The organism is Segatella copri (assembly GCF_026015625.1).
Classification (GTDB): domain Bacteria; phylum Bacteroidota; class Bacteroidia; order Bacteroidales; family Bacteroidaceae; genus Prevotella; species Prevotella copri_H.
Genome location: NZ_JAPDVG010000001.1, coordinates 131,505 through 154,251, shown reverse-complemented (window position 1 = coordinate 154,251; position 22,747 = coordinate 131,505). Strand labels below are relative to the sequence as shown.

The 22,747-nt window shown below is 46.2% G+C and carries 25 protein-coding genes; 16 read left to right on the top strand and 9 right to left on the bottom strand.

What is annotated here, in order from left to right; translation table 11 throughout:
• Positions 1-201 precede the first annotated feature (201 nt).
• The 3 genes from carB to ONT19_RS00835 all read left to right on the top strand — a co-directional run bounded on the left by carB (position 202) and on the right by ONT19_RS00835 (position 7,725).
• A complete protein-coding gene (gene carB / locus ONT19_RS00845; protein ID WP_264953427.1) occupies positions 202-3,432 on the top strand; it encodes a carbamoyl-phosphate synthase (glutamine-hydrolyzing) large subunit in 3,231 nt (1,076 codons plus the stop codon).
• 144 nt (positions 3,433-3,576) lie between these two features.
• Positions 3,577-5,736, top strand: a complete 2,160-nt coding sequence (locus tag ONT19_RS00840) for a DNA topoisomerase 3 (protein ID WP_264953394.1) — start codon at positions 3,577-3,579, stop codon at positions 5,734-5,736.
• A gap of 6 nt (positions 5,737-5,742) precedes the next feature.
• A complete protein-coding gene (locus ONT19_RS00835; RefSeq protein ID WP_264953393.1) occupies positions 5,743-7,725 on the top strand; it encodes an OmpA family protein in 1,983 nt (660 codons plus the stop codon).
• A gap of 286 nt (positions 7,726-8,011) precedes the next feature.
• Here the strand turns inward: ONT19_RS00835 and ONT19_RS00830 are convergent, their stop codons facing one another.
• The 3 genes from ONT19_RS00830 to ONT19_RS00820 form a co-directional block, all read right to left on the bottom strand.
• A complete protein-coding gene (locus ONT19_RS00830) occupies positions 8,012-8,464 on the bottom strand; it encodes a DUF5056 domain-containing protein (RefSeq protein WP_264953392.1) in 453 nt (150 codons plus the stop codon).
• Entirely contained in the window at positions 8,454-8,993 is a 540-nt protein-coding gene (locus tag ONT19_RS00825) for an RNA polymerase sigma factor (protein WP_264953391.1), read from the bottom strand. The genes ONT19_RS00830 and ONT19_RS00825 overlap by 11 nt, the downstream gene beginning before the upstream one ends.
• A gap of 86 nt (positions 8,994-9,079) precedes the next feature.
• The gene (locus tag ONT19_RS00820) at positions 9,080-9,814 is read right to left on the bottom strand and encodes a DUF6249 domain-containing protein (protein WP_264953390.1); all 735 of its coding nucleotides are present in this window, start codon (positions 9,812-9,814) and stop codon (positions 9,080-9,082) included.
• Positions 9,815-9,948: 134 nt separating this feature from the next.
• Between ONT19_RS00820 and ONT19_RS00815 the strand changes: the two genes are divergently transcribed.
• Positions 9,949-11,364, top strand: coding sequence for an RsmB/NOP family class I SAM-dependent RNA methyltransferase (locus tag ONT19_RS00815; protein ID WP_264953389.1), 1,416 nt, complete (start codon positions 9,949-9,951; stop codon positions 11,362-11,364).
• A gap of 67 nt (positions 11,365-11,431) precedes the next feature.
• Positions 11,432-11,971 carry a dihydrofolate reductase gene (locus tag ONT19_RS00810; protein ID WP_264953388.1) on the top strand — a complete coding sequence of 180 codons (540 nt, stop codon included), beginning with the start codon at positions 11,432-11,434 and terminating at the stop codon, positions 11,969-11,971.
• Between the two features lie 37 nt (positions 11,972-12,008).
• Here the strand turns inward: ONT19_RS00810 and ONT19_RS00805 are convergent, their stop codons facing one another.
• The 5 genes from ONT19_RS00805 to ONT19_RS00785 all read right to left on the bottom strand — a co-directional run bounded on the left by ONT19_RS00805 (position 12,009) and on the right by ONT19_RS00785 (position 14,918).
• Complete coding sequence (locus ONT19_RS00805; protein WP_006847783.1) at positions 12,009-12,527, bottom strand: Lrp/AsnC family transcriptional regulator; 519 nt, start codon at positions 12,525-12,527, stop codon at positions 12,009-12,011.
• Between the two features lie 81 nt (positions 12,528-12,608).
• Positions 12,609-13,073 carry an ExbD/TolR family protein gene (locus ONT19_RS00800; protein WP_006847784.1) on the bottom strand — a complete coding sequence of 155 codons (465 nt, stop codon included), beginning with the start codon at positions 13,071-13,073 and terminating at the stop codon, positions 12,609-12,611.
• Positions 13,070-13,687 (bottom strand): ExbD/TolR family protein, encoded by a 618-nt coding sequence (locus ONT19_RS00795; protein WP_264953387.1) that lies wholly within the window; start codon positions 13,685-13,687, stop codon positions 13,070-13,072. The genes ONT19_RS00800 and ONT19_RS00795 overlap by 4 nt, the downstream gene beginning before the upstream one ends.
• Positions 13,688-13,730: 43 nt before the next feature.
• Positions 13,731-14,243 carry a hypothetical protein gene (locus ONT19_RS00790; protein ID WP_264953386.1) on the bottom strand — a complete coding sequence of 171 codons (513 nt, stop codon included), beginning with the start codon at positions 14,241-14,243 and terminating at the stop codon, positions 13,731-13,733.
• Positions 14,244-14,255: 12 nt separating this feature from the next.
• Complete coding sequence (locus ONT19_RS00785) at positions 14,256-14,918, bottom strand: MotA/TolQ/ExbB proton channel family protein (protein WP_264953426.1); 663 nt, start codon at positions 14,916-14,918, stop codon at positions 14,256-14,258.
• 382 nt (positions 14,919-15,300) lie between these two features.
• Between ONT19_RS00785 and ONT19_RS16270 the strand changes: the two genes are divergently transcribed.
• Positions 15,301-15,495, top strand: coding sequence for a helix-turn-helix domain-containing protein (locus tag ONT19_RS16270; RefSeq protein WP_153080302.1), 195 nt, complete (start codon positions 15,301-15,303; stop codon positions 15,493-15,495).
• A 249-nt stretch (positions 15,496-15,744) separates the two neighbouring features.
• Here ONT19_RS16270 and ONT19_RS00780 read toward each other — a convergent pair whose 3' ends face one another.
• Entirely contained in the window at positions 15,745-16,122 is a 378-nt protein-coding gene (locus ONT19_RS00780) for a helix-turn-helix domain-containing protein (protein WP_153119583.1), read from the bottom strand.
• Positions 16,123-16,227: 105 nt separating this feature from the next.
• Here ONT19_RS00780 and ONT19_RS00775 point away from each other — a divergent pair, with 105 nt between their 5' ends.
• The 10 genes from ONT19_RS00775 to ONT19_RS00730 all read left to right on the top strand — a co-directional run bounded on the left by ONT19_RS00775 (position 16,228) and on the right by ONT19_RS00730 (position 22,743).
• Positions 16,228-16,482 carry a helix-turn-helix domain-containing protein gene (locus ONT19_RS00775; RefSeq protein ID WP_264953385.1) on the top strand — a complete coding sequence of 85 codons (255 nt, stop codon included), beginning with the start codon at positions 16,228-16,230 and terminating at the stop codon, positions 16,480-16,482.
• On the top strand, positions 16,470-17,033 hold the full coding sequence (locus tag ONT19_RS00770; RefSeq protein WP_264953384.1) for a helix-turn-helix transcriptional regulator: 564 nt from the start codon (positions 16,470-16,472) through the stop codon (positions 17,031-17,033). Before ONT19_RS00775 ends, ONT19_RS00770 begins: the two co-directional genes overlap by 13 nt.
• 10 nt (positions 17,034-17,043) lie before the next feature.
• The gene (locus tag ONT19_RS00765) at positions 17,044-17,994 is read left to right on the top strand and encodes an ATP-binding protein (RefSeq protein ID WP_264953383.1); all 951 of its coding nucleotides are present in this window, start codon (positions 17,044-17,046) and stop codon (positions 17,992-17,994) included.
• Positions 17,991-18,728, top strand: coding sequence for a hypothetical protein (locus ONT19_RS00760; RefSeq protein ID WP_264953382.1), 738 nt, complete (start codon positions 17,991-17,993; stop codon positions 18,726-18,728). The genes ONT19_RS00765 and ONT19_RS00760 overlap by 4 nt, the downstream gene beginning before the upstream one ends.
• Positions 18,721-19,134: a DUF3127 domain-containing protein gene (locus ONT19_RS00755; RefSeq protein ID WP_153080297.1), complete on the top strand. Its 414-nt coding sequence runs from the start codon at positions 18,721-18,723 to the stop codon at positions 19,132-19,134. Before ONT19_RS00760 ends, ONT19_RS00755 begins: the two co-directional genes overlap by 8 nt.
• Positions 19,135-19,136: 2 nt before the next feature.
• A complete protein-coding gene (locus ONT19_RS00750) occupies positions 19,137-19,592 on the top strand; it encodes a recombination protein NinB (protein ID WP_153080296.1) in 456 nt (151 codons plus the stop codon).
• Positions 19,593-19,594: 2 nt separating this feature from the next.
• Positions 19,595-20,278, top strand: a complete 684-nt coding sequence (locus ONT19_RS00745) for a hypothetical protein (RefSeq protein WP_264953381.1) — start codon at positions 19,595-19,597, stop codon at positions 20,276-20,278.
• The gene (locus ONT19_RS00740; protein ID WP_218458612.1) at positions 20,278-21,453 is read left to right on the top strand and encodes a DEAD/DEAH box helicase; all 1,176 of its coding nucleotides are present in this window, start codon (positions 20,278-20,280) and stop codon (positions 21,451-21,453) included. The genes ONT19_RS00745 and ONT19_RS00740 overlap by 1 nt, the downstream gene beginning before the upstream one ends.
• Before the next feature lie 192 nt (positions 21,454-21,645).
• Positions 21,646-22,113 (top strand): recombination protein NinG, encoded by a 468-nt coding sequence (locus ONT19_RS00735; RefSeq protein WP_153119589.1) that lies wholly within the window; start codon positions 21,646-21,648, stop codon positions 22,111-22,113.
• Positions 22,114-22,479: 366 nt separating this feature from the next.
• The gene (locus ONT19_RS00730; RefSeq protein WP_264953380.1) at positions 22,480-22,743 is read left to right on the top strand and encodes a hypothetical protein; all 264 of its coding nucleotides are present in this window, start codon (positions 22,480-22,482) and stop codon (positions 22,741-22,743) included.
• The last annotated feature ends 4 nt before the right edge of the window (positions 22,744-22,747 follow it).

The following is a 22,747-nucleotide window of genomic DNA, read 5'->3' as shown; positions in this document are numbered from 1 at the left end:
CATTCTAGAGAAGAAATAATAATAATTGATGTTATTTAACTGTAAAGATTTGCAGAAAATTTGGAATAATCAAATAAATAGCGTAACTTTGCATCTAGAAATAGTGTGTCTACCATTTGTGAACTAACACAAATACAGTTTAGTTGCTAAAAACATAAATAACAAGACATATAAAGAACAAACTTATAGTTATATTTAATGATGAAGAAACAGCTTAAGAAAGTCCTCGTTCTGGGTTCCGGTGCTTTGAAGATCGGCCAGGCAGGCGAGTTTGACTATTCCGGTTCGCAGGCTCTCAAGGCTTTGCGCGAGGAGGGTATTAGTTCCGTCCTCATTAATCCAAACGTTGCTACAATTCAGACAAGTGAAGGTATTGCTGACAAGGTTTATTTCTTGCCGGTGACACCTTTTTTTGTAACTGAAATTATCAAGAAGGAGCGCCCAGACGGCATCATGCTGGCTTGGGGTGGACAGACGGGTTTGAACGTAGGTACAGAACTTTACCTCAACGGTGTGCTCAAGGAGTATGGTGTGGATGTGTTGGGTACCTCGGTAGAGGCAATCATGAACACAGAAGACCGCGACCTCTTCGTAAAGGAGCTCAACAAGGTTGACCTCAAGGTTCCTGTAAGCCACGCTTGCGAGAACATGGAGGAGGCTGTGGCTGCGGCACGCAACATCGGCTACCCTATCATGATCCGTTCTGCCTACGCGCTGGGTGGTCTCGGTTCTGGTGTCTGCAAGACCGAAGAGGAGTTCAAGGAGATTGCTGAATCTGCCTTCACTTTCGCACCTCAGGTACTCGTTGAGGAGAGCCTGAAGGGATGGAAGGAGATTGAGTTCGAGTGCATCCGTGATGCGAACGACCGTTGCTTCACCGTTGCCTCTATGGAAAACTTCGACCCACTCGGAATCCATACAGGTGAGTCTATCGTTGTGGCTCCAACCTGTTCTCTTACCGACGAGCAGGTGAAGATGTTGCAGGACATCGCCGTGAAGTGCGTCCGTCACCTCAACATCGTGGGTGAGTGCAACATCCAGTATGCTTTCAACGCTGAGACCAACGACTACCGTATCATCGAGATCAACGCTCGCTTGAGCCGTTCTTCAGCCCTCGCATCTAAGGCTACCGGTTATCCTTTGGCTTTCGTTGCAGCCAAGATTGCCCTCGGTTATACGCTCGACCAGATTGGCGAGATGGGTACTCCTAACTCAGCTTATGTGGCTCCATCACTCGACTATATGATCTGTAAGATTCCTCGTTGGGACCTTACCAAGTTTGCCGGTGTAAGCCGCAAGATTGGTTCTTCCATGAAGTCTGTAGGCGAAATCATGTCTATCGGCCGCTCATTCGAGGAGATGCTCCAGAAGGGTCTCCGTATGATTGGTCAGGGAATGCACGGTTTCGTTGGCAACGACCACACCAAGTTTGATAACCTGGATGAGGAACTTTCTAACCCTACCGACCTCCGTATCTTCGCCATCGCCCAGGCTTTGGAGGAAGGCTACACCATCGAGCGCATCGAGGAGTTGACCAAGATTGACCCTTGGTTTATCGAGCGCATGAAGAATATCGTAGATTACAAGCACAAGCTTTCTACATACAATACATTGGAGGAGATTCCTGCAGAGGTATTGCGCGAGGCTAAGGTATTGGGCTTCTCTGACTTCCAGATTGCCCGCTTCGTATTGAAGACCAAGGATACCAACATGGAGAAGGAGGTTCTCGCAGTTCGTGCCCAGCGCAAGAAGCTGAACATTCTTCCTGCCGTAAAGCGCATCCCTACTGTGGCAAGCGAGCATCCTGACCTTACCAACTATCTCTACATGACATACGCTGTAGAGGGTTACGACATCAACTACTACAAGAACGAGAAGTCTGTCATCGTTCTCGGTTCTGGTGCTTACCGCATCGGTTCTTCTGTAGAGTTCGACTGGTGTTCTGTAAACGCCATCAACACAGCCCGCAAGTTGGGTTACAAGTCAATCATGATCAACTACAACCCAGAGACCGTATCTACCGACTACGATATGTGCGACCGTCTCTACTTCGATGAGCTTTCATTCGAGCGTGTACTCGATGTCATCGACCTGGAGTCACCACGTGGTGTGATTGTTTCTGTGGGTGGTCAGATTCCAAACAACCTGGCTATGAAGCTCCATCGTCAGTCTGTGCCAATTCTGGGTACATCTCCTGTCAACATCGACCGTGCCGAGAACCGTGGTAAGTTCTCTGCCATGCTCGATAAGCTGGGCATCGACCAGCCTAAGTGGAGCGCCCTCACCTCTATGGAGGATGTTCAGAAGTTCATCGACGAGGTAGGCTATCCTGTTCTCGTCCGTCCATCCTACGTTCTTTCTGGTGCAGCCATGAACGTTTGCCACAATGACGACGAGTTGCGTCGCTTCCTGGAGGCAGCTTCTGAGGTTTCTAAGGAGTACCCGGTAGTTATCTCCCAGTTTATGACCGAGACCAACGAGATTGAGTTCGACGGTGTTGCCCAGAACGGTGAGATTGTAGAGTATGGCATTTCAGAGCACGTAGAGTATGCAGGTGTTCACTCCGGTGATGCCACCATGACCTTCCCTGCCCAGCAGATTTCCTTCGCTACAGCCCGTCAGATCAAGAAGATTTCACGTGCCATCGCCAAGGAGCTCAACATCTCTGGTCCTTTCAATATCCAGTACTTGGCTAAGGGTCGCGATGTGAAGGTTATCGAGTGTAACCTCCGTGCATCCCGTTCGTTCCCATTCGTGAGCAAGGTATTGAAGCGCAACTTCATCGAGACTGCTACCCGCATCATGCTCGATGCTCCATATCAGAAACCGGATAAGTCTGCTTTCGATATCGACCGTATGGGTGTGAAGGCATCACAGTTCTCATTCGCCCGCTTGCAGAACGCTGACCCAGTTTTGGGTGTGGATATGAGTTCTACCGGTGAGGTAGGTTGTATGGGTGATACTTTCGAGGAGGCATTGCTCAACTCATTGATTGCTACCGGCTACAAGATTCCTTCAAAGGACAAGGGCATTATGCTTTCAAGCGGTGGTACGAAGGAGAAGGCTTCTCTGCTCGATGCTGCCCAGGCGCTGGTGAAGAACGGTTACACCATCTACGCTACAGCCGGTACAGCGAAGTTCCTGAACGAGAACAACGTGAAGGCTACAGCCGTAGGATGGCCTGATGAGGACCACAAGGATCTTCCTAATGTGATGCAGATGATTGCCGACCACAAGTTCGACCTCATCGTCAACATCCCTAAGAATCACACCAAGCGTGAGCTGACCAATGGTTACAGAATCCGTCGTGGCGCCATCGACCACAACATTCCTCTGATCACCAATGCCCGTCTGGCTTCCGCCTTCATCGAGGCATTCTGCACATTGAGCCAGGATCAGCTTCAGATTAAGAGCTGGCAGGAGTACGAGTAATCGCACGCGGATTTATATGAAATACGCCCTGTAAGGCCCAAGCCTTACAGGGCTTTTTTATTCCCCGCCATGAGAAAAAGGAGGCGAAATGATGGCTATCTCATTATTTTATTGTACCTTTGCAAACAGAAATAAGAATAAAACATGATAGTTTGTATAGCAGAGAAACCGAGTGTGGCTAAGGATATCGCCCGAATCATCGGGGCTACCACGGCACGCGACGGTTATATGGAAGGTAATGGTTACCAAGTAACATGGACCTTCGGCCACCTTTGTGAGCTGAAGGAACCGGATGATTATACTCCGATGTGGAAACATTGGAGCCTTGCGGCGTTGCCGATGATTCCACAGCGTTTCGGTATCAAGCTCATCAACGATGAAGGCATCAAGAAGCAGTTTGCTACCATCGAGAAACTGATGCAGGCTGCCGACAGCATCATCAACTGCGGTGACGCCGGACAGGAAGGAGAGCTTATCCAGAGATGGGTGATGCAGAAGGCGCAGGCAAAATGCCCGGTCAAGAGACTGTGGATTTCGTCCATGACCGATGAGGCCATCAAGCAGGGATTCCAGGAACTGAAAGACCAGGGGGAATATCAGTCACTCTATCTTGCCGGACTTTCCCGTGCCATCGGCGACTGGATTCTCGGTATGAACGCCACCCGACTTTATACATTGAAATACGGGCAGAACCGACAGGTGCTCAGCATCGGCCGGGTGCAGACCCCTACCCTTGCCCTGATCGTAAACCGCCAGAAGGAAATCGACAACTTCGTTTCCGAACCTTACTGGGTACTCGCCACCATCTACCGCGACACCCAGTTTACCGCCACCAGCGGCAAGTTTACCAGCAAGGAGGAAGGCGAGAAGGCTTTCAGCACCATCGCTGGCAAACCCTTCACGGTTACAGATGTAAGCAAGAAGAAGGGAAACGAGGCGCCACCTCATCTCTACGACCTCACCTCGCTGCAGGTGGATTGCAACAAGAAGTTTGCTTACTCTGCCGATATTACGCTGAAGCTCATCCAGAGTCTCTACGAAAAGAAATACACCACTTATCCTCGTGTAGATACCCAGTTCCTGACCGACGATATCTATCCGAAATGTCCGCAGATTCTGAACGGAGTGAGTCAGGCAAAGATCATGAGTCAGCAGAAATACCTCCCGCTCATTCAGCAGCTCGCAACAATCAGCAAGAAATTGCCGAAGAGCAAGAAGGTTTTCGATAATAGCAAGGTAACCGACCACCACGCCATCATCCCAACCGGTGTTCCGCCAACCGGACTCACCGATATGGAGGCAAACGTGTATGATCTCATCGCCAAGCGCTTTATCAGCGTGTTCTATCCGGACTGTAAATTCTCTACCACCACCGTTTTGGGCGAAGTCATCAACGAAGACGGACCGAAAACGGAAAAGATAGAGTTCAAGGTAAGCGGTAAGGAAATTCTCGAACCAGGCTGGCGAGTAGTCTATGCCAAGGATGTAAAGAATACAGATGACGATGATGCTTCAGATAACGCCAACGGAAATGCAGACTCAGGAAACGGTGCCAAGAAGGAAGTAGTAGAAGAAAGAACCCTCCCATCCTTCACAAAAGGCGAATCGGGAGAACATCAGCCTACCCTGACGGAGAAATGGACCACGCCACCTAAGTATTATACCGAGGCAACCCTGCTGCGTGCGATGGAGACAGCCGGTAAATTCGTAGAAGACGAAGAACTTCGTGCTGCATTGAAGGAGAACGGAATCGGCCGACCATCCTCCCGTGCCGGCATCATCGAGACCCTCTTCAAGCGCCACTACATCCGTCGCCAGCGCAAGAATCTGATGGCAACCCCGACAGGCATCGAACTCATTGACACCATCCATGAGGAACTGCTGAAGAGTTGCGAGCTGACCGGTATCTGGGAGAAGAAGCTCCGCGACATCGAGCACAAGACTTACGATCCTGCCGACTTCATCAACGGACTGAAAGAACAGATCAACAAGATTGTCATCGATGTATTGTCAGACAACAGCAACCGGAGAGTGACCATCATGACAGAGGAAGACCTCAAGAAGAAACCGGCTGCCAAGAAACCGGCTGCCCGAAAGGCTCCTGCCAAGAAAGCCGATAAGGCAGCAGCAAAGAATACTGATTCTCAGAATGCTCCTGCTCAGCCGGCTCCAGCTGCCGACCCAATGGTTGGCAAACCATGTCCGCTTTGCGGCAAGGGCGTCATCATCAAGGGCAAGACAGCTTATGGCTGCAGCAACTGGAAGGCAGGCTGCCAATATCGCCAGCCATTCTCACAGATGTAATTCAATATGAAACAAATAAGATTTTATCAAATCATAACAGCAATCAGCTGCCTCTTTCTGATAAGTTGCGGCATTGAACAGAACCTGAAGAAAGCAGACAAGCATCTTTCTTTAGGCGAATACTACGATGCGGCAACCCAATATAAAAAGGTGTACACCAAAACACCTACCAAAGAGCGGGCTGCCCGGGGCAAGGTGGCTCTGAAGATGGCACGCTGCTATGATAAAATCAACAGTACGCCGAAGGCACTGGCAGCCTACAGCAATGCCATCCGATACAAGCAGGCAGACCTCAACGACCGCCTGGCTTACGCCCGGCTGCTCCTGAAGAACGGAAGTTACAGGCAGGCTGCCAAGGAATTCGAATTCCTGCTCGATTCCATGCCCGACAACGTGCTGGTAAAGAACGGACTCGAATCGGCACGAAAAGCCCCAGTCTGGAAGAAGGAAGGAAGCCGGTACAAGGTAAAGCGGATGGATGTTTTCAACTCCCGAAGAGACGACTATTCGCCGATGTTCCTCAGCGATGACTACAGTCAGCTCTATTTCACCTCAACCCGCAACGAAGCCCAGGGCAGCGACCTGAACGGAGTGACGGGAACGAAATCTGCCGACATCTTCTTCTCTGAAAAGAACGACAAAGGCAAATGGAGCAAGCCGGAAGCCATCGGAACCGGTCTCAACACCGACTACGAAGAGGGCGCATGCTGCTTTACCCCAGACGGCAAGCAGATGTACCTCACCCAGTGTGCTACCGATCCCACTTCGCCCCGCTTAGCCCAGATAGTAACCTCCAACCGCTCGGATGCAGCCTGGAGCAAGCCGTCGAATCTGGAAATCAGCAAAGATACACTCAGTTGTTTTGCCCATCCAGCCATCTCCCCTGATGGCGAATGGCTCTATTTCGTATCAGATATGCCTGGCGGTAAGGGCGGTCTCGACATCTGGCGAGTGCGCATCACTTCTGCCGGACTGGGCGGCGTAGAGAACCTGGGCGAACCTATCAACACCCCAGGCGATGAGATGTTCCCTACCTTCCGTCCTAACGGCGACTTCTACTTCAGCAGCAACGGTCATGTGGGAATGGGCGGACTCGACATCTATATCGCCAAAGTAAATTCCATCACCCGGAAATATGAACTCACCCACCCCGGCTATCCGCTGAATACAGAAGCCGATGACTTCGGAATGACTTTCGAGGGTCTCCACAACCAGGGTTTCTTCTGCTCTAACAGAAAAGACGGAAGAGGCTACGATCATATCTACTCCTTCGAGAATCCGGAGATTGTTACCACAATGAAGGGATGGGTTTACGAGAAAGACGGTTATGAACTGCCTGCCGCAGAGGTGAGAATCGTAGGCAACGACGGAACGAACAGGAAACTATCCGTCAAGGGCGACGGTTCGTTTGTCCTCCCTATCAATCCGCATGTCGACTACCTGGTGATGGCATCCTGCAAAGGCTACCTCAACCACAAGGAAGAACTTCGGGTTGATTCGGCTAAAGAGAGCAAGGAATACGTGCTCCAGTTCCCGCTGGCTTCCATCACAGCCCCTGTACTCATCGACAACATCTTCTACGATTTCGACAAGGCAACCCTTACCGAAGCCAGTACAACAGCCCTTGACCAGCTGGTAACGCTGCTGAAAGAGAACCCGCACGTTACCATCGAACTCAGCGCCCATTGCGACTACAAGGGAAACAGCGAATATAACAAGCATCTGTCTCAGCGCCGCGCCCAATCGGTAGTAGACTACCTGATAAAACACGGCATAGAGAAAGAGCGCCTCACCCCTGTGGGCTACGGCAAGGAGAAGCCGAAGAATGTGCGCAAGAAACTCACCGAGAAGTATCCTTGGCTCAAGGAAGGCGATGTGCTCAACGAAGAATTTATCCTGAAGCAGAGCAAGGAGCATCAGGAAATCTGCAACCAGCTGAACCGCCGAACCGAGTTCAAAGTGCTACGCACTACCTATAAATTGTTTTAGAAACCGATATCATAAGCATAGGTGCTCTACTGAAAAAGTAGCAGCACCTATTTGTTTTTCTATATTCAGCAATATAAAATCTTCGTTCAAAGACATTGAATGTCCGTTCAAAGTCATTGAATGTCCGTTCAAAGACACTGAACGGACATTCAAAAGCTTTGAACGGAGATTTCAAGAGCATAAAGATGATATTTATAGTAATAAAAAACTCTTTCTATTAGCACTAAAAACTATTCTGCTAATAGAAAGAGCTGATCATTCATACAATTGATATCAGGGAAGAAGCCTACTGACGTGCATCAGCCAGTTCATTATATCCCCAAACCATGATGAGGACAACGATGCCAGCCAGCACCATCAGGAGATTCTGAGAGTGGGCGATGGAATCTGCCACATGCGTAAGAGCACGCGAACCGGAAAGGAGGAAATCTATCTTCATAGAGAAAAGCCATCCCTGAATCTGCTCCCATCCCTGACAGACCACCGCTATGATGATGCCTGCTGCCACACAGGCAGCCGTCCATAAATGTTCCAGGCGCTGGCGCTTAACCAGCGACATCGCAGTATCAGTTTCGGGTAAAGCCGGCAATGCCTGCATCACCCTGTCGGAGAATCCGTCATCAGGAATCTCAGACATCTGGCAATCGGAAAAGAACATCTGCAAGAGTTCTTCATCCTGAGGGTTCAATGGTTCCCCTTTTATGCTCTCCAACTTCTTATCATTTATCTTATCGGTCATAACCATTCTGTTTTAAGTAACTTGCAAGTTTCTGTTTTCCTCGAGAGAGATGCGACTTAATGGTGCCTTGCGCCATTCCCGTCACCTCTGCAATCTTATCTATAGAGAGTCCATCCATCAGCTGCAGCGTGATGCATGTACGTTCATTTTCATTCAATATCTGTAATGCCTTGAGCAAATCCATCTTCAATCCGGCATTGGCAACCTGTGCATTCTTACCGGAAACGGCAGGCGTATCGATGTCCTGCGTCTCCTTATGGCTGCGGGTATAATCATACCATACATTATAGGCGATGCGGTAGAGCCAGGTGGAGAAAGAGGCTGTACCCCTGAAACCGGACAGATGGGTATATGCCTTGACAAAGGTATCCTGAGCCAAGTCGTCACTCAGCTGCGCATCCCCCAGCGTCTGCCGCAGGAAGAACCCACGAATGGGTGACTGATACTTCCTGACCAGCAGGTCGAACGACTTGCTGTCATGAAGCATCACCACCTTCGTGACGAGAGAGATATCGGATAACTTTTCCACCTTATATATATTAACTAATAATTGTTGTTCTTTTCCTTGTGACTTCCCCTCCTATTGAGAAGCCATTATATATTGAATGTCGGCTGCTAGACCGGAGTTCCATTATATCCCGTGCCCTGATCGCCATGACGGTTCTTCCACCAGTCTTTGATGGCAGGAAGCGAGCCGATAACGGTCTGACCGATGCCATAGAAGAAGACCAAAGCTCCGATGCCAGCCAGGAAATCAGCATCCCACCAGGCAAACATGGCACACAAGCCGGCTCCCAGAAAGGCATTTCTCAATCCCCGTTTCACGAGATACTCATCGCTCTGCTTGTCTATCGGCCGGTCGCTTTCCGGAACATTGATGCCCTTCTCCATCGCCATCTCAGCCAGTTTCATCCGGTCGTTGTGGCGGTGAATCAGATATCTGATAACCAGAAATACGATGATCAGCGGAGCAAAGACAAACAGCAGACCGAAGATGATACAGAAAATGATCATAACAGCCAGCGCTCCGCCACCAAATACCGAACCGATGAAATCGAACGGATCATCATAGTTGTCTAAACTGTATCTAGAATGAACAGACCTATTATCATTCTCATCATAATCATCATAGTTAGCCGAATCTGTACTGGTTGTATCAGAATAAGCCTCCAACGCCTCGTCGTCTTTATCCTTCGAAGCAGATGACTGTGCGGCAGATGCAGGAGCAGCCTTTGAATCTACCTGTTGGGTAGTTGGATGATAACGATGTTTTGGAGCAGAAGACGCCAAAGACACTTGGGTGGCTCCGATGCTCATAACGAGCGCTAATGCCAATATTGCTTTCTTCATATCATTATTTTTTTATTGTTTTTACCTTGTTATTTCATAAATTTCTGCTTCTTAGACGCATCTCTTCGCAATTTAGTTGCAAAGAAACGAAATTTTTCTTATTTTTGCAAATAAATTAAAGAAAAAGAGACAGAATGAAGACATTACCTGAAGATTTCAGAACATATACGCAGGCACTGATGGGCGAAAAGCTGTATCAGCGTCTGGAGCATGCTATCCTCGAAGAGGAGGCACCAACCAGTATCCGCATCAATCCTTTTAAATGCAAGGATGCTGATGGCGAACCGGTTCCCTGGTGTCCGGAAACCGGACGTTATCTCTCTACGCGTCCCGGATTCACCTTCGATCCGCTGCTGCATGCCGGCTTATATTATGTACAGGAAGCCTCATCCATGTTTGTTGATATGGCTATCCGACAGTACGTAAAAGAACCGGTGATGATGCTGGATCTCTGTGCTGCCCCTGGCGGAAAGTCGACTGCCGTAAGAGCTGCCTTGCCGGAAGGAAGTCTGCTCTTCAGCAACGAACCGATGCGCACCCGCTCGCAGATTCTTGCCGAAAACGTACAGAAGTTCGGTCATCCGGATATGATTGTTACCAACAACTATCCCCGCGATTACAAGAAATCGAAATTGCAGTTTGATGTGATTCTTACCGATGTTCCCTGCTCCGGCGAAGGAATGTTCCGCAAAGATGAAGGGGCTATCGGCGAATGGAGTACCCAGAATGTGAACAACTGCTGGCAGCTGCAGCGCGAAATCGTATCGGATATCTGGAACTGTCTGAAGCCAGGCGGTATCCTGATTTACTCTACCTGCACCTTCAATGCGCACGAAGATGAGGAGAACGTGGACTGGATATGCGAAGAACTTGGCGCTGAAGTGATGGCACTGGAGGGTGTAGAAGATGCATGGAACATCACCCGCAACCTCACGGGCAGCGACTTCCCGGTTTACCGGTTCATTCCTGGTGTTTCGCGAGGCGAAGGTCTGTTTATGGCGATTCTGAAGAAAGAGGGCGAATGGGAAGCAGGTTCTTCAGCCAAGGAGAACAGGAAGGATAAGAAAAAGAAAGACAAGAAGGTGGCTAAAGGAAAGGGACCGGAGATTCCGGACGGCTGGCTGAAGGCTGATACGGAATGGATGCCTGCAGAAAGCAACGAGACGGTTTACGCCATTCCGGGCAGATGGAAAGACATCTACGACCAGGCTAAAAAGAACCTGAAGGTGCTGCATGCAGGTGTGAAACTGGGAACAGACAAGGGAAAGGGTCTCATTCCCGACCAGGCTCTCGCTCTCTCTACGATGCTCAACAAAGATCACTTCCCACAGGTGGAGTTATCCTACGAAGATGCCATCCGCTACCTTCGCAAGGAGGCTGTTAATCTACCCGCCGATACGCCTAAGGGTTATGTACTGGTAACCTACAGACAGGTTCCGATAGGCTGGGAAAAGAACATCGGCAACCGTGCCAACAACCTCTATCCGCAGGAGTGGAAGATCAAGAGCAGCCATGGGACGGGAGAGCTGTTTATAGTTAATAGTTTATAGTTAACAGATTACAGCAAGAATGAATAATTCAACATTCAACACTCAACATTCAACATTAAAATAAAAAATGCTCAGCATCATCGCCTGTATATCAAAAGTGCATAGAGCTATCGGGTACAAGAACCGGTTGCTCTATGCCATCCCATCAGACATGTCCCGATTTCGTATGCTCACAACTGGACATACGATCATCATGGGCAGGAAGACATTTGAGTCGCTGCCTAACGGAGCCTTGCCCAACCGCCGTAATATTGTTATCTCGAAGACAAAAGAGCAGATAACAGGGTGCGAAGTATACACCTCTCTGGAAGAAGCGCTGGCAGCAAGGAAAGAAGAGGTTGGAAACAAAGAATCTGTTGGAAACAAAAAAACGGTTGGAAACAAAGAAGCATCAGATGAATGTTTCATCATAGGAGGAGCCAGCATATATGAACAGGCTTTGCCTTTTGCAGACAAGCTTTATCTCACAATCGTAGAAAAGGAGCCTGAACATGCCGATACCTTCTTTCCGGAAATCAATCCGGCAGAATGGGAAGTGACAGAAAAAGAAATGAGGAATGAAAACGGCTTACCGTTCACATTCCTCACCCTTTATAGAAAGCAGTAATCCCGCAGGGAGCTACTGCTTTTTTTCTTTTTATATCTTATTTCTCTGCTGCAGCCTCCTCATCAGTTTCCTCTTCATCATCGTTGAAACTCTTGAGATCCTGCATAGAAAGCTGACGATTGATAGATGCATTGAAAGAGATGATGGTCTCGCTGCGAGACAATCCCAGTGGCTGCAACTTATCATGGATGATTTCCAGGAGATGGTGGTTGTTCAGCGCATAAATCTTGATAAACATATCAAAACCACCTGTAGTATAGTGACACTCTACAACCTCAGGAATCTTCTTCAACTCCTCTACAACCTGGTCAAACTTCTCAGGCTCCTTCAGATAGAGTCCCATATAAGCACAAGTTTCGTAACCTATCTTTTCTGGGTCAATGATGAATTGTGAACCCTTGATGATACCAAGATTTGTAAGTTTAGCAACACGCTGATGAATGGCAGCACCGCTCACATTGCAAGCGCGTGCCACTTCCAAAAATGGAATACGGGCATCCTGAGAAATCAGCTTCAGAATCTGCCTATCTAATGAATCTAAAATTTGTTTTGACATAATACTAATAATTTGGTTGCAAAGATAATACAAAAAATTAATAAAAGCAACTTTTTAAGAGAAAAACATGATAAATTAATATTATTTTCCTTTTTCTGTGGCAGAATAACTGATTTTTAGTGCTTTTGCCTGGCGCAAAGCCTGCTTTACGTCGGTTATCACACCCATCTTGGTTTCCTGATCTGCTTTGATTGATACGGTCATCAGCTTCTGGTCTTCCGGCGACATACGCTTCTTTTCTGCCGAAATGTAATCCATCACTTCGGGAGCCGAAGCAAACTTGTCATTCAACTGGATCTGGGTACCGGTACCATACTTTGCCTGCATCTCTTTGGTTGGCTTACCTATATAGATATGGCTCACCGCCGATTTCTTGGTCAGGCGGGTGAGTTCCTTGCCTTGTGGCAAACGACAGTCTACCTTCAAGGTAACCTGGCGCATGTGGGTAACAATCATAAAGAAGAACAGTACGGAGAAAATCAGGTCTGGCAGAGAAGATGTATTCAACCCTGGCACTTCATGCGATTTCTTATGAAAATTCATCATTGTTTACCTCCTTTCTGCTGTTCTGTAGCTGTTTCTGTCGAATTTTCTTCCCCTTGCTTTTCTTCAGCATTGGCATCAACACGCTGGTCGGTTTGAGTCATTGCGTTGGCATACGACTCTGTGATGCGCTGCGGACAGATGTTGCGCACCTGTTCTTTCTGGTCATTGTTCAAGAGGGCATAATCCCTGTGATATTTCTTCTGGGCTGTTTCGTTGCGTAGCTGGCTATATGCTTCCATCAGCTGATTCTGCATCTGGAAATAGAGATTATAGTCGGCATCGCGCTCACTCTCAATAGAGATGAGATGTTTCTTGCCCAGGCGGTGTACAAAGCGGATGGTTTCTTCCTTGAGCAGGCTCACCTGCATCGGCTTGTCATTAACCAAAAGCGTATCGCCAGCTGTCAAGCGCAGCGCCATCAGGTTAGCCTTGTCTACCACCGTCTGCTGCTGCTCCTTCTTCTGCGGTTCAGGTGAAGGGAGTTGGCGCAACAGTCCCTTATCCACATCCATTGATGTGGTGACAAGGAAGAATATCAACAGCATGAACGAGATGTCGGCTGTAGATGTGGTATTCAGTCCCGGGGTTTCGTGTTGCTTCCTTCTAATCAGCATATTTAATCCTTATTTATAGAATAGAGAGCCCAAAGCACTCTCTTTAGTTTTTCTTCCGAATATAACGTGTGGCACCGAAACAGACGGCACCGATTCCTGCCAGCAGCATCAGGAGCGATGTGATGACAAACATATCTGAAAGCTTGAGCCAGAGCCAGTCGGCATAATTCTCGCCATTGATGAGCATCGGAGCAGAACCGCCCAAAAGGAAGGTAAGCAGCAAAACTGCCAAAGTTCCGATCCATGTGATGCGGAAGATGCGACGCACGGGAATGCCATTCACTACAGCCTCCGACTTGCTGCTGCGATAATCTCTGATCATCGAAAAGACTGCCAGACCCACACCTCCTATCAGGAAGAGCCACATCAGCAGGATGAGCACATCGGTAAAGAGAGGCGCATTAAAGTCGGGGTTCTCTTCGAAAGGCAAATCGTAGCCTACCAAAAAGAACAGACCGAAAACCAGCACCGCCAGTCCTATCATGATATAGAACACCTGCTGCGATATCTTTTCGGCCGACTTCGTCTTCTGCTTTGAAAATTGAAATTTAACCATTTCTCTCTTCATTTATTTATTCTTGGCAATAATATCCATTAAAGTAACCGCCGACTCCTCCATCTGGCTTGTCAGGTGCTCCACCTTAGAAAGGATGTAGTTATAGAAAACCTGAAGGATGAGGGCTACGATGATACCGAAGATGGTAGTGATGAGCGCCACTTTCATACCCGAAGCAACGATAGTAGGACTGATATCGCCCGCCTGCTGAATCTGGTCGAACGACATGACCATACCGATCACGGTTCCGAGGAATCCGAGCGATGGCGCCATAGCGATAAAGAGTTTAATCCAGGAGCATCCCTTCTCCAGGTTAGCCTCCTGAACGGTACCATATCCGCCCACCGAGCGCTCGATGTCATCAAGACTCTCGCCGATATGCATCAATCCCTGGTAGCAGATAGAAGCCACCGGTCCGCGTGTATTCCGGCAGAGCGTCTTAGCCCCTTCCACATCTCCCGCCGACACCTTCTGGTCGATATCCTGCATCAACTTCTTGGCGTTGATTTCAGAGAGACTCAGATAGATAATGCGCTCGATACAGAAAGCCATACCCACGATGAGGGCGATGGCAACGAGAGACATAAATCCCGCATTACCCTCTATAAACTTTGTCTTAAGAGCTTGATGAAATCCCATGTTCTCTTCTTGAGCCATCATAGGCAGAGAACACATCCATGTGAAAACCAATATTGCAAAACGTGCAATAGCTGTATTTTTCTTCATATACCTTATTATATATATAAAAGCGGAAAGAGGGGGATTCGAACCCCCGAACCGGTTTTGCCGGTTACACGCTTTCCAGATGTGAAGCTTTTCGATATAACTATCTTAGCCTCAATTAATTACAGAGACCCGATTTTTAATTTGCAAGCTATTTGCAAGCATGCCATTTTTTTTCGAGTTACACAATATGCGGAAATATTAATTATATTTAAATATATCCACATATATTTTGATATATCATTTTTTTCATTTATCTTTGCATTTGAATTTATAACTTAGTGCAAAGATATAAAGAAATCCTTTATTCTAGCACGCATTTAAACTATTTAACATGGTAACATCAGTTCAGCCAAACATAAGTCCAACTTCGCGATATACCATATCGGAAACCTGCAAACTGTTGGGTATACATCGCAACACCCTGCGCTCCTATGTGAACGCAGGATATATAAAGTCTATGCAAAAAGTTCACGGACAGCGTTTCAAAGGTTCTGAGATTCTTCGCTTTTGGAACACGTTTGTGTAAACATGGGACCGGTTCCAAGCAGTAGCCACTCGCATGATACACCATACCCTTCAGCGAGGTAAGCAAGATACTCTATACGAAAAGTACGCTTATCTCTGTTATGCTTTAGAGTATTCATGTTACCATAGTTCAAACCAAACTCTTTTGTAAAAGTCTGTAAGCCTTTAATTTTTCTCTGTTCTTTGAGAACATCAAGTGCTTTGAAGAACCTGTCGCTAATATCCAGGGCACAATCGGGAATATTCAGTTTCATTTCAAAGTTAATTTTTCAAGAAGATTCATGAGACGTACATTTATATCATCTTGTTTTTCGATATGCTTTGCTATCATCTCAGTCTGCCTCTTTATAATTTCTACTAAATCAGCATTACTTTGGATTCCGTTGTTCTGATTTCCAGAGCCACTGTTTACATTATTCTCTGCATTAACGAGTTGAGAAGGTTCTACCTCGAAAGCCTTGACGTTTTCTTCTCCATACTCATCGTATAGTTTCTGAAACTGCGCAGGTGTAGGATCAATACCCTCTGTTTCGTATCTCGAAATGTTAGATTGGGAAATTCCCATAATTTCTGCAAGCTTAGACTGAAATAGTCCGTGAGCTCTTCTAAATTCTTTATATTTGAACATATCTGTATAAATTTGTTAATTTTGACTAAATCTTTTCGATATATTTGCATATATCAGAATATATTTGTATCTTTGCATAAAGATATAAAACATAGTGCAAAGATAATGGAAAATATTCAAACATCAAACACTTTTGAGGAAAAATCTCAAAAAATGACCTTAAAAGGTTTTTATCAGGGGTTACCGATGAGAAGTGCCCCGCGATACGACTTCATCACGGAAGTCGCTAGACGCTGCAAGGTTACCGAGCAGACAGTTAGGAATTGGGTTCTATATGGTATGAAGCCACAGCAGCACATCCATGTAGAAGTATTGTGTGAGCTAACAGGCATTAGCGAGGAGGACTTATGGAAGGATTAGAGTTCTATATGTTCGAGGATGAGCTATGGTGTAAGACGTCAGACGGAAAGAACTTCATGGTCGATGAGACACATACAGAGCTGGTGAAATACATCCTGGAAAAGGTTCGCGCTTGCTATCCGGAAGCATACAAGGCGTTGGAGAAGATTTACTCTAAGAGCGCACCTAACGAGAGTTATTATCAGTATCTCATGATGCGTCGATTTTGCAAATGCAACTTTTGTCGACTCGACACTACGGCTTTTGATGTCGTCGATGTTGACAAGGATGGAAGGTTCAACTTCGAGAAGGTCGAATGCCCAATGCGTGGTGAATGTCCTTATGAAGGTATCGTATGTATGCTAAGGTTTAATGCTAATCTTTCTACTGCGGAGTTGCGCGTGATGAAACTGCTTTATGAGGGACGAAGCGAGCAGGAGGCGGCAGCCGAGCTATTCAACTCCCCGAACACGATACATCAGCACGTAAAGTCTGTGTATGTGAAACTAGGAATACATAAGCTCTCTGAGTTTATCACCTATGCAAATAAGAACAATTTGTTTAACAATTAAATATTAGTTTATGCCAATTATTAGAAAGAATGACGTTGTTACAGAGCGTCCAGTGATTATCGTACTTTATGGTACTCCAGGTACCGGTAAGACATCTTTGGCTACTACAGCCAACAGTCCTTTACTCATCGACACCGACCGAGGCTTTGACCGTGCCGTTCAGCGTCCAGACATTGTTGTCACGGCTTCACGCTGGGAAGACATCTACAATGCTGAGGTTATCGGTTCCTATGTTGTTGAGGATGGCAAGCAGGTTTGGAAGCCAGGATTGATCAGTGAGTGTAAGACCATCGTAGTAGACACAGCCAAGGCTATGCTCGATGACTATCTCAACGCTTTTGCTATTCAGCAAGACCATAAGCTGGGAACTAACTCATTGAAGCGATATGGCGTGATGGGAGAATTGTTCAAGCAGTTTGTCGGCATTCTCCGTTCAAACAACTCCGATATCATCTTCATCTGTCACGACAAGGAGACACAGGAAGGAGATTACATCAAGCATTCTCCAGACTGTACAGGACAGAGCAAGGACTTGCTCATCCGTATTGCGGACCAGGTAGGTTACATCTGCAAGGAGAACGGCAATCGCGTCATCAAGTTCGAGCCACAGGACAATCGTGTTGGTAAGAATGTTGCAGACCTGCAGGACACTTGGATTCCAGCTTACGGAACAGAGGAGTTTGACACTTGCATGGCAGACATCATCAAGAAGGTGAAGAAAGCCATCGTGAATAAGTCAGATGCTCAGGCTAAGGCGCAGGAAGCCGTTGATGATGCCCGAAAGAAGCTTGCAGCCGTGGAGACTGTAGATGATGCAAATGCTCTCATCGAGGTTGCCCACGGATTGAACAAGATTCATCAGAAGGCATTCATGAATCAGATGATCAAGGAACTTGCTGTCAAAGGCATTGACTTTGACAAGAAGGGCAAGAAGTTCGTCAAGCACGAGGATGCAGCATGATGAAGCCTTTGATTAGAGTTACCCAGCTAGAGAGCTTCAGACGGTATATGTCTGGCGAATATGCTTATGTTACAGAGCAGGACGTTATAGACAATATCACTAAGAAGTTTGAGGGCAACGATTACACAAGAATAGGAACTGCCTTTCACTCCATCGTGGAGACTGGCAGTCCCCATTGCTTCAAGGAGCCGGAAGGTGTTCGTCATTTCACCTATTATAAGAAAGATAAGACAGAACCCGTTCCGAAAGGAAGAAGGTTCGTCTTTGATGAAGGTGAAGCGATTCTCGACATTCCACAATGTAAGGTTGCTTTGAAATACAGGAATGAGCATCCTGGCGCCTTTCATGAGGTTCGTGAATACAAGGATTTCGGCGATGCCGTTATCACGGGATGTGCCGATATGATTGACGGACTAGAGATAAGAGACATCAAGACTAAGTACGGACCGGTATCAGACAAAGACTATATAGATAGCTGCCAATGGCAGCTTTACCTAGAATTGTTTGAAGCTGACGTGTTCCATTTTGACTTGTTTGTCTTTGAGGGCTACAATAAGGATAAGCACAAGGGAGACGTGAGAGGTCTCAAGCTTACTCCTTATGAGCCAGCAATCACTTGTTACAGATACCCGGGGATGGAAGACAAAAACCATACATTATTGCGTAACTTCCTCAAATGGGTAGAAATGAGAGAATTATTACCATATTTACCATTAACAGAATCAGATGGCTAATACAATGACAGGAAGGGTATTACTTATCGGCAATGTCGAGGAAATACCAAGCAAGAGCGGCGGAGAGCCGTTCAAAAAGAGAGTTGTGGTTCTTAACTGTACACACTCGAACTTCGGAGAGGTGTACGAGAACTACCCAAGTTTTGAGTTCAGCGGAAAGCACGTGGATGATCCTGCTGATTTTGCAGTTGGCGAGATTGTTACTATATCTTTTGCTCTTCAAGGTACCAAGTATCAGAAGAGTGCAAATGACCCGGTAAAGTATTTCAATACCATTTCGGGTTATAAGATAGAAAAGTATCAGAGAGGTGGCCAGACGCAGCAGCAAGCTCCTCCACCACCGCAGCCACAAGGAGTTCAGTCACCGGCACCGCAGCCGGGCAAAGATGATGATTTGCCATTCTAGTTATGATTTTCAATCTCAACAATGACAAGGACAGGGCAGACTACAAGGACTATTGCAATGGCCTTTACATGGATGCCCTGAAAAGCGGAAAGGGTTTTATCGTGGAGGTGAAGAAAAAGCACCGTCCACGTTCCCTCGCCCAAAACAGCTATCTGCATGTGTGCCTTCAGTATTTCGCATCAGAGTTCGGCTACGATGAAGAATATGTGAAGTATAACATTTTCAAGCAGATAGTGAACAGAGAAATCTTTGCGAAGCAGAGAACAAACAGAAGAGGACAGCCTGTAACTTATTGGAGAAGCACGGCTGACCTTGACACAAAAGAATTAACAGACGCTATTGAGAAGTTTCGGAACTATTCAAGTATGGTTGCAGGGTTGTATATACCCGAACCTAATGAAGAAGCAGCCTTGCTTGAAGCTCAGAAACAGATAGCATTATATGAAAAGTATTTATAATTATGAAATCAGATTTGAAAAATTATGTTCCTGAGAACATTGAGTTTGTATTGGAGGAAGGTGTAAAAGACATGTTCCCAATGGAGTTGGACTTCCTTGCTTTGACCGAGGAGAACCTTTGCGGAGAGAAGCCTTTGAAGAATAAGGCAGACATCCTTAAGTTTGTCGGAAAGCACTTCACGGCGACCTTCCCTGACAATGAGTTGGTTACACGTTTCCTCGATGAGTTCGAGAAGAAGAACATCAGAGAGGAGTATTGCACACTCGAAGAGAACGTTGTGCCAGCTCGCAAGCTGGAGTTGGAGGAGGCTTTGGAAAAAGCCAAGAAGATGAAGAAGGATGCAGAAGAGGCTTATGCTTCTGTTCTTATGGAAGTAGCCAAGTACGCCGCTGAAGTGCGCCAGGGAACTGTTGATATGCGTCTTAAGTCGAAGAACGTGTTCTGTATTGCATTGGCAGGTTACTATCTCGTATATAATTGGGATGCAAATACCGAGAAGTTCTTACTTGCAAAGGCTTATGCTATCCCGGACCGTTCTGAGATTTGGGCAAATGAGGTCAAGAATCGTGAGAGCATGAAAGATGTCTTCGGATTGGAGTTCCCAGAAGAGGAGCAGCCAAAAGAAGAAGCTCAGCCAGAGCAGTCTTCAGATGATGACGATGATGAATTACCATTCGGCGAGTAATGAAGTACACTCTTAGAAATTATCAAAAGCAAGCTAGTGATGCAGCCGTAAGGCTGTTCACTAGCAAGGCTGACAAGAACGGATTGGTTATCCTGCCTACGGGTGCAGGAAAGAGCTTGGTGATAGCAGATATCGCCTCTCGTCTGGAAGGGCCGCTGTTAGTATTTCAACCTAGTAAGGAAATTCTTCAGCAGAACTTTGCCAAACTGCAAAGCTATGGTATCTTCGATTGCGGTTGCTATAGTGCCTCTGTAGGATGTAAGGACATAAACAGAATAACCTTTGCCACCATCGGAAGCGTAATGAACCATATGTCAGACTTCGATTGTTTCAAGAACATCATAATTGACGAATGTCATTACGTAAACTCTAAAGCTGGGCAGTACAAGGAGTTCATAGAAGCGAAGAACAGACAGGTTGTTGGATTAACAGCCACGCCATACCGTCTTGATCGTGCCGAAGGAGGTTCCATCTTGAAGTTCCTCACGAGAGTAAGACCTAGAATATTTTCAAAGGTCATCTATTGTTGTCAGATTGGAGAACTACTTTCTAAAGGTTATCTCGCAGACTTGCATTATTACGATTTGACGACATTGGATTTAAGAAGAGTCAGAAGCAACTCCACCGGTGCAGATTATGATGAAAGAAGTCTCCTCGCAGAGTATGAGCGTAGCGGATTCTACGATAAGTTATCAAACACAGTAGTCAAGGTTCTGCAGCCTAAAAGCGGCATTCCTAGAAAGGGAGTACTTGTATTTACCGCTTTCACAAGGGAGGCCAGGCAGCTGGTTGATAAACTCCAATCACTCGGAGTCAATGCCGCCATCGTGACAGGAGAGACACCCAAAAAGGAGCGTGAAGCCATTCTCGAAGGATTCAAGAGGAGAGAAATAAAGGTTGTTGCCAACGTTGGTGTACTGACTACGGGATTCGATTATCCAGCCTTAGACACCGTTGTCTTGGCACGCCCGACGAAATCTCTCGGGCTCTACTACCAGATGGTAGGTCGCGCTATCAGACCTTTTGAAGGCAAGGATGGGTGGATAGTTGACTTGTCGGGAAACTATAGCCGGTTCGGAAATGTCGCAGACCTCTTTATTAGCAGACCTCCAGGAACCACGAAATGGGCGGTGTATTCCAGAGGAACACAATTAACTAATGTCGTACTAAGATGAGCGTTCTAAATGAGCTTATTGAATATAAGCAAAGAGATTCCGCATTAGGAACTGAGTATTTAACTCTCTGTCCGCATTGCAGAAAGGGAGTATTTACACAAGAACCAATTTATGTAGGAAGTTTAGCTTGCCGTTTATGTGTTGATTTTGCGAACATGACGGACAAATATGTTACATGTAAATTCAAAAGAAATGTTTCCAATTTATAAGAAAAAGAAGAAATCTCCTTCTGCTCCCAAAAAGAGAAAGAAGAGTAAGCCTGATTTGGTCAAGAGACTAGACAAGGTGTTTGCATTGTATATACGTCTGAGAGACTGCATGCCAAGCGGCATGGGACAATGTATCAGCTGCGGAAAGATAAAGCCGTACAGAGAGCTTGATTGCGGTCATTTCTTCGGACGTTCCAACATGGCCACCCGATTTGATGAAGATAACTGCAATGCAGAATGTATCGGGTGCAACAGAGTGAAGTCAGACCATCTTATATACTACCAGGAGAATCTGATAAAGAAGATTGGTGTTTCCCGATTTTCCACCCTGCGAGAGCGTGCTCACTCCATCAAGAAATGGGATGACGATGAGTTGGAGAAAATGATTAAGTATTATACTAATGAAGTAAAGAGACTGAGTTATGAGAAAGGTATCACCGTTAATCTGTAAAAAATATAAGTCCCCAGTGTTTCACAACACCGAGGACTTGAACCAATTAAAATCCTATAAAGATTATACTTTAAAGGGATTTGTTTGCAAAGGTAATGAATTATTTTCAAATTGCCAAATAAATCCCAATAAAAAAAGCCTGCTCGCCAGCAGGCTAAAGAGAAACCCATACAATATTCTTTTACAGAATATAATGGAAAAAACATACTGCAAAAGTACTAAAAAAAAATGAGATAGCCAAATATATATCTAAATATATTTTGGTATTTTTGAATATTTAAGTTAATTCTTTTACATATATCGAATAAAATTCGTAATTTTGCATTAAGGAGAAACAATATAGTTATAAATAAAATATTATACAATATGGAAGAGACAGAATTTCTAAGAGATTTTGAAGGAATCAAGGACTACAGAACGTTCTTGGTAGGCTTGGACAAACAGTTCAAGTCGGCAGGTGTGTTGTATCGTGAGTTTAAGATTTTGGAGGGGATGGCTTCTATCCACAATTTTATCTCTAAGCAGCAAAGTGCTGTTTACAGTAAGTTACAGACAGAAGTTGACTCCCTGGCAAATAGTATAAAGCGAGGTAAGATATGCTTCATTAAGAACGAGGACTTGAACCAATAAGATT